The organism is Bartonella sp. AP20NXHL (assembly GCF_042196165.1).
In the GTDB taxonomy this organism is placed as follows: domain Bacteria; phylum Pseudomonadota; class Alphaproteobacteria; order Rhizobiales; family Rhizobiaceae; genus Bartonella.
Window position 1 is genome coordinate 156,290 of sequence record NZ_JBHIPV010000004.1, and the last position, 7,257, is coordinate 163,546.

5 protein-coding genes and 1 pseudogene are annotated in these 7,257 nt (G+C 39.6%); 2 read left to right on the forward strand and 4 right to left on the reverse strand.

Annotated features, from left to right (window positions below; all coding sequences use genetic code 11):
* Window positions 1–1,099: 1,099 nt before the first annotated feature.
* From ACFILL_RS03885 to fumC (ACFILL_RS03900), 4 genes and pseudogenes are all read right to left on the reverse strand, one after another.
* The gene (locus ACFILL_RS03885; RefSeq protein WP_375643295.1) at window positions 1,100–1,987 is read right to left on the reverse strand and encodes an outer membrane protein; all 888 of its coding nucleotides are present in this window, start codon (window positions 1,985–1,987) and stop codon (window positions 1,100–1,102) included.
* A 645-nt stretch (window positions 1,988–2,632) separates the two neighbouring features.
* Window positions 2,633–2,848 (reverse strand): annotated as a pseudogene (gene fumC, locus ACFILL_RS03890) (class II fumarate hydratase); the annotation flags it as partial.
* Between the two features lie 541 nt (window positions 2,849–3,389).
* Window positions 3,390–3,602 carry a hypothetical protein gene (locus ACFILL_RS03895; protein WP_375643296.1) on the reverse strand — a complete coding sequence of 71 codons (213 nt, stop codon included), beginning with the start codon at window positions 3,600–3,602 and terminating at the stop codon, window positions 3,390–3,392.
* 133 nt (window positions 3,603–3,735) lie between these two features.
* Window positions 3,736–5,124, reverse strand: coding sequence for a class II fumarate hydratase (gene fumC / locus ACFILL_RS03900; protein ID WP_375630964.1), 1,389 nt, complete (start codon window positions 5,122–5,124; stop codon window positions 3,736–3,738).
* Between the two features lie 227 nt (window positions 5,125–5,351).
* Between fumC (ACFILL_RS03900) and groES the strand changes: the two genes are divergently transcribed.
* The gene (gene groES, locus ACFILL_RS03905) at window positions 5,352–5,648 is read left to right on the forward strand and encodes a co-chaperone GroES (protein WP_005774667.1); all 297 of its coding nucleotides are present in this window, start codon (window positions 5,352–5,354) and stop codon (window positions 5,646–5,648) included.
* Between the two features lie 58 nt (window positions 5,649–5,706).
* A partial coding sequence (gene groL, locus ACFILL_RS03910; protein WP_375643298.1) for a chaperonin GroEL occupies window positions 5,707–7,257 on the forward strand: 1,551 nt, incomplete at its 3' end.

Genomic DNA, 7,257 nt, shown 5'->3' on the forward strand with positions numbered 1-7,257 from the left:
TGAGCAACAAAAGCATGAGGCAATGCGTAATCTCCACTCTTTAAAAGACAGAGTTTTAGAGGTTTAAAAAAATAGTGTTTTAGAGGCTTTATAGATTTTATATTCTTGTAGGTGCTGTCGCAAAATGGGCTTGAGGGTTTTGAGAGATGTTTCTTTAAAACACGCATGTGCATTGGCAACCAAAGTGTCTTGAATTTGAGTGTGTTTGGTTTGAAGCGTTGTCGTATGACATGAGGGGCGTGATCGCCAAAAAGATATGTGAGCAACAAAAGCATGAGGCAATGCGTAATCTCCACTCTTTAAAAGACAGAGTTTTAGAGGTTTAAAAAAATAGTGCTTTAGAGGCTTTTGAAAGTTGTAAAGCAGAGGGAAATGGTAAGGTTGGAAATTGGTTTTTTACCTTGACAACTTCATGTTCTCTCCAAATGAAGCTGTCTCCCCGTTACAGAAATTACATAAACAGAAAACCGCAATATCCTTTCTCCACTCTGGCATACAATAGCTGTAAAATACGGTCGTTTGAAGTGTGGTAATATAGGGCATACTTCCTTGAAACGTTACAGTATTTTTTCGCTGTGTGTTGAATATTCTTCAGTGTGTTTGTCTTGCTTTAGGCTTAAGGGCATTCCATGAGGAGGAGCCCAGAGAAGCTCGCCCAAGATCCCCCTAAGAGTCCCCAAGAGTTTTTGTGCTTTTATAAACGGACATGGTGTTTTAAAATGGGTGTTTTAAAATGGGTTTTTAGAATCTTTATCCTTTAAGAGCGGGGAGGCCAAGTAAACATCATCCTATAAAACTGCAATTGATGCACAATATCCATATTTCTTTTAAAGAAATATCTCTTAAATACCGGCTCTCATTTATTTTACGATGGCGCCCAGTGGTATGGTGGTAAAGCTTTTATATATTCCCAATGCACGACATGAAAGGCTGAGAGGATAGAAGCTTGCTTTAAGAGAGGGAGAGGTTGGATTGTTTCGTGATTATTTGTTTACAGTTTAGTACTGGTTTTTAGAATCTACGTCTTTTTAGTGCAAAGGGGCATTAAAAAACCCCGTTTTTAACAGGGTTTTTTAATCGTTCAATTTTTCTACAAAACTTAGAATTTATAAGCGATACCAAAGCGAACATCATGCGTTTGAGAAGAGATTTTAAGGTTATCGTTTGCAAATTTCTTTTTAAAAAAATCTGAATAACGATATTCTGTACGCATGATGATATTATCTGTCATTGCAAGATCAAAACCACCACCAACAGTGTAACCAAACATTGTTTTTGTCTCATCTAACACATTGCCAGAAGCAAAAATTGTCGAATCTTCTTGCGATTTTGATAAAAGTGACATGATATATTGCATCTGTCTATAGGCTATACCCCCTGCAATATAAGGCATAAGACGGTGGGAAGCAAAACCAATACGCGCGCGCGCGGCACCAGACCATGTTTCTTTCAATGTTACACCGCTAACAACAATGTCACCATGGTTGGGTATCGTTTCATCCTGAGCGGCAGGTTTTATGATAGGAATTCCAGCTTCTTCAAAGGCAATGTTAATGGAGTCTAATTTATCTAGAATTTTCTTTCCATTGTCTGTTTGGGTACTTTTCTTCCCAGACCAAACCATGTCCGTATCAAAACCGAAAACAAGATCTCCCAGATCAATATTAGAACCTGCATACAAACCTGCTCTCAATCCTGATAGTTTCGGTGATAAATCTCTATCAACCAAAGCCCATTTTCCGTCCCTAGCTTCTTGTGCGTAATTTAGAGTATTTTTATTGGAAAAATATCCAATTTGTCCTCCAAAATAAAAACCAGACCAAGAAAAAGGCGCAGAAACAGTAACCGGTAAAATACGTGATGATGAATCATTTTGCAATGAAACCTTCGGTTTTGATTGCTCAAAGATTACCGTATCTGCTGCTTGCGCTGTTGAAGCGGTAATGAAAGTGAAAATAGATAGTGCAATTAAACATTTTGTTTTCATAAAAACGTCCCCAATTCATTTAAAATACAAAGCGCATTATACACGAATTGGTTAAAGAAATCTATATTTAATATCATTATGAAAATTAAAATACTCAAAAACTCTATAATTATCCATATTTAAGTGTTCTTAAAACTTGTTTTCATGCTATTATTCCGCGTTTGTATTGATTTTTCAGGATTTTTTATATACGCCTCTTCAGTGTTCTCTGTGTTTTAGAAAAAAATATAATATAGTAAACAGGCTTTTTATTTGTTTAAAAAATATTATTTTATATATATTAAAAGCACTCTTTGTTATTAAGTGTTAAATATATTATCCACTATGATTGATATCAAAGTGCTTAATATTCAATTGGTCGTAAAAAATGCATATTGGCACCATCATATTCTTTATCGTATTCTTTGCTTGTTTCTGATATTGCGTAGCTTTGTATGGCGATAGCCTTTTGAGCACTTAAGGGGATGAGCGACTTTATTTCTTTTTTATCTATACGCTACTTTTTCTTATGACAATCCAAGCGAATAGTTTTGATTGATTGAATGGAATACGAAGAATAAGAAGGAGCAAAGGGCGAGAATCTCAAGTTTCAAGAGGTTTCTCATGTGCCATGTAAAATGATAAACTTTCCGTTCGCTTAAAGACGGAACGTGGATGAGAGCCTAAAAACTGAATGTCGTTGGTTATTTTAAAGAGATTAGCGCGTGCATTCAGGTTTTTGTGGAAATGGGTGAGGGCGCCATAAGGGGCAAATGCCTCAAATTTCTTGCGAGCTGTCAAGGATATCCCGTCAGAGAGTGAATTGTTTCAGCAAAGGTCAAAACCTTTCAGTGCATCGAATTTTGTTCCAACAGCTGTTCCTCTATTGAGCACCTCTTTTCCGCTTCATAGAGGAGACATTTTTCAATGTTTCTAAATCCATTTCACGACGGTGGCTCGTGAATGATATAATGATAAATCTATTGAGCACCTCTTTTCCGCTTCATAGAGGAGCAAGCCGGTGCCATTACTATATTTGCCAGTTCGTGGGTGTTGTGACAGTCCTCTCCACAATGTTGTGACAGGCCCCTTTGGCCGTTGTGACAGTCCTTGGCGCTTGAGGTGGTTCATTAGAGGTGTTTTTCCTTATCTTATACAATTTCTATCCATACATTCATTCCGTTTGTGATGTGCTAGTCAGTGATTTTGATTGATGCAACATGGGACAGATTTAAAATGAGAAAATCTTACGGTATTTAGGATTCTCATTCAATATGGATAACGCTAGATTATTATTATAAATCAATACATTATCTCATTGAGATAAGAGTTATCTACCCAATGTTATCAATAATGATAACATTGTAAGCGTAACTACTATGAATTCATTAATCTTTTTATACTTTGATTGAAATTATGTCTATTAATACTGATTTTTTTGAGCTAATTCTTTTTGGTTGATAGCTAATTGATTTTTAAAATCAAGACGTGAAGCTAGAATGAAAAACACCTTACGGTCATATCCATTTAAATCACTTTCTGCCACTATAGCCATTGGGTGTTGAGCCATGACTATCCATTTCTTTCCAAAACCGTTGTGCCTTTTAAGTACAATATAAGCAACAAAACCACCCATAGCATAAATGCGGATCAGAGCCTAAAATGAACGCTGTGGGTAATGGTTATCGGTCATCATCGGGGTGTTTACACCCCGATCTTTTGACAGAACGATTTGTTTTAAGACGTTTGCATCTTTTTTAGTGGGTTGTTTATTGGGGAGCAATCATCTTTTTGGGATCAACTAATCGGTCATAATCCTCTACAAAAACGCCTGCTTTTAATGCTTCGGTGCGCAAAGTTGTATCATTTTTATGCGCTGCTTTGGCAATTTCAGCAGCTCTTTCATAGCCAATTTCTGGTGCTAGAGCTGTGACTAACATGAGTGAGCGCTCCATGAGCGAGTGAATATGAACGCGATTGGCCCGTAATCCTTGGATGCAATGCATATCAAAAGAACGCATGCAATCACCAAGAAGGGTAATTGATTGTAAAACGTTATAGCCAATAACAGGTTTATAAACGTTGAGTTCAAAATGTCCTTGGCTTGCGGCAAAGGTTACGCTGGTGTGATTACCAAAAACTTGGCATGCGACCATGGTTAAGGCTTCACATTGTGTGGGGTTGACTTTGCCGGGCATAATAGAAGATCCGGGTTCATTTTCAGGAAGACTGAGTTCCCCTAAACCAGAACGTGGACCAGAGCCTAAAAACCGAATGTCATTGGCAATTTTAAACAGATCAGCAGCGAGAGCATTCAAGCTTCCGTGGAAATGCGCAAGGGCGCCATGATGGGCAAGTGCTTCAAATTTATTGCTGGCAGTTTGGAACGTTACTCCTGTGAGAGTGCTCACTGTTTGCGCAAAAGCAACGTCAAAACCTTTTGGCGCATTCAGCCCTGTGCCAACAGCCGTGCCACCTTGAGCAAGCATGTGGACATCGGTTAGAGCATTTTCAATGCGCTGACGATTGGCTTCTAATGCGGCACGATAGCCTGAAAACTCTTGCCCTAAGGTTAAAGGTGTTGCATCTTGCGTGTGGGTGCGACCGATTTTAATGATGTCTGCAAATTCTTGCTCTTTTTGTTTTAATGTCGCAATAAGAGCTTCAAGGATTGGCAATAAGTGTTGGCGTGTTTGCAACGTGGTGGCAATGTGAAGCGCCGTGGGAAAGGAATCGTTCGATGATTGGCTCATATTGACATGGTCATTGGGATGAACTGGTTTTTTGCTTCCAAGTTTTCCTCCCAAAATCTTACTAGCACGATTAGCAATGACTTCATTGACATTCATATTGCTTTGTGTGCCAGAACCTGTTTGCCAGACGGACAGTGGAAAATGCTTATCAAAATCGCCAGCAAGCACTTCATCAGCGGCGGCAATAATTGCTTTTCCAATATTTTCTGGTAGTTTTCCTTTGCCCATGTTTACAATCGCTGCTGCTTTTTTGACAAGGACTAAGGCATAGATGATGGCAAGAGGCTGCTTTTCACTGCCAATATTAAAATTATGCAGAGAACGTTCAGTTTGTGCGCCCCAATAACGATCTTGACGTACCGAAATCGTTCCAAAGCTATCCGTTTCCTGACGTGTTTCAACCATGATAAGATCCTTTTTTGTTCACGGGTTCTCAAAAAAGATAGATAACGCGAAAGTGCAATAAGAGGCAAGACTTTGAAGCTTCATTTAGAGAAATTATTTTTATGGCTATTCTTGACATTGAGAGATGCCGATTTTATATCTAACACATGCTAGCACTCGTAGTTTGAGAGTGCTAGCAAGAACTTTTAAGATTAATGCAATTATGTTCAGTTTTAAGGATTTAAAACATGGCTAATATACAATTCCGCCCACTTCACGACCGTGTCGTTGTCCGTCGGGTTGAATCTGAAAATAAAACGGCTGGTGGGATTATCATCCCTGATACAGCAAAAGAAAAACCCCAAGAAGGCGAAGTGATTGCTGTTGGCAATGGCGCTCTCGATGATAACGGAAAGCGCGTGCCTTTAGAAGTCAAAACAGGAGACCGTATTTTGTTTGGAAAATGGTCTGGAACTGAAGTCAAGATTAATGGGGAAGACCTCCTCATCATGAAAGAATCTGACATTATGGGAATTATGGGCTAATTGAAGCACTTAGTTTTTCATTGTGTACTATTTTGAGAAAACTCCAAGGAGAAATTAAATGGCTGCTAAAGAAGTCAAATTTGGCCGTGAAGCGCGTGAGCGTTTGTTGCGCGGTGTCGACATCCTTGCTAATGCTGTTAAGGTGACACTCGGCCCTAAAGGTCGCAATGTGGTGATTGATAAATCATTCGGTGCACCTCGCATCACAAAAGATGGTGTATCCGTTGCAAAGGAAATCGAACTGGAAGATAAGTTCGAAAATATGGGTGCACAAATGTTGCGCGAAGTTGCTTCTAAAACCAATGATATCGCTGGTGATGGAACAACAACAGCAACTGTTTTAGGACAAGCTATTGTGCAAGAAGGTGTTAAAGCTGTTGCTGCAGGCATGAACCCAATGGATTTGAAGCGTGGGATTGATGCTGCTGTTGAAGAAGTGGTGGCAAACCTCTTCAAAAAAGCAAAAAAAATTCAAACTTCAGCAGAAATTGCACAGGTGGGAACAATTTCCGCTAATGGCGCTGCTGAAATCGGTAAAATGATCGCTGATGCTATGGAAAAAGTGGGCAATGAAGGCGTCATTACCGTGGAAGAAGCTAAAACCGCTGAAACGGAATTAGAAGTCGTTGAAGGAATGCAATTTGACCGTGGGTATCTTTCCCCTTATTTTGTCACAAATGCTGAGAAAATGGTCGCTGATCTTGATGATCCTTACATTCTCATTCACGAAAAGAAATTGTCTAATTTGCAATCTCTTCTTCCTGTGCTTGAAGCTGTTGTGCAATCTGGAAAACCACTTCTCATTATCGCTGAAGATGTGGAAGGTGAAGCTTTGGCAACGCTCGTTGTTAACAAATTACGTGGTGGTTTGAAAATTGCTGCTGTAAAAGCTCCTGGATTTGGTGACCGTCGTAAAGCAATGTTAGAAGATATCGCTATCTTGACATCTGGACAGGTTATTTCTGAAGATGTGGGCATTAAACTTGAAAATGTCACTTTGGATATGCTTGGACGTGCAAAGAAAGTGAATATTTCTAAAGAAAACACAACCATTATTGATGGTGCTGGACAAAAGAGCGAAATTACTGCTCGCGTCAATCAAATCAAGGCTCAGATTGAAGAAACAACTTCTGACTATGACCGTGAAAAATTGCAAGAAAGACTTGCTAAACTCGCTGGTGGTGTTGCTGTTATCCGTGTGGGTGGTGCAACAGAAGTTGAAGTGAAAGAAAAGAAAGACCGTGTTGATGATGCTTTGAATGCAACACGTGCTGCTGTTGAAGAAGGTATTGTTGCTGGTGGTGGTACCGCATTGTTGCGTGCAGCAAATGCGTTGACCGTTAAGGGAAGTAATCCTGACCAAGAAGCTGGTATTAGTATCGTTCGTCGTGCTCTACAAGCACCAGCGCGCCAGATTGCAAGCAATGCTGGTGAAGAAGCCGCTATTATTGTGGGCAAAGTGCTGGAAAATAATGCTGACACTTATGGTTATAATACCGCCACGGGTGAATTTGGTGATTTGATTGCTTTGGGAATTGTTGATCCTGTGAAAGTTGTGCGTTCTGCTCTTCAGAATGCGGCTTCAATTGCGAGCCTTCTGATCACAACA

Coding starts and splice junctions, on each gene's coding strand:
- ACFILL_RS03885 (WP_375643295.1), bottom strand. CDS start 1,987: ATGAAAACAAAATGTTTAATTGCACTATCTATTTTCACTTTCATTACC.
- ACFILL_RS03895 (WP_375643296.1), bottom strand. CDS start 3,602: ATGGGTGGTTTTGTTGCTTATATTGTACTTAAAAGGCACAACGGTTTT.
- fumC (WP_375630964.1), bottom strand. CDS start 5,124: ATGGTTGAAACACGTCAGGAAACGGATAGCTTTGGAACGATTTCGGTA.
- groES (WP_005774667.1), top strand. CDS start 5,352: ATGGCTAATATACAATTCCGCCCACTTCACGACCGTGTCGTTGTCCGT.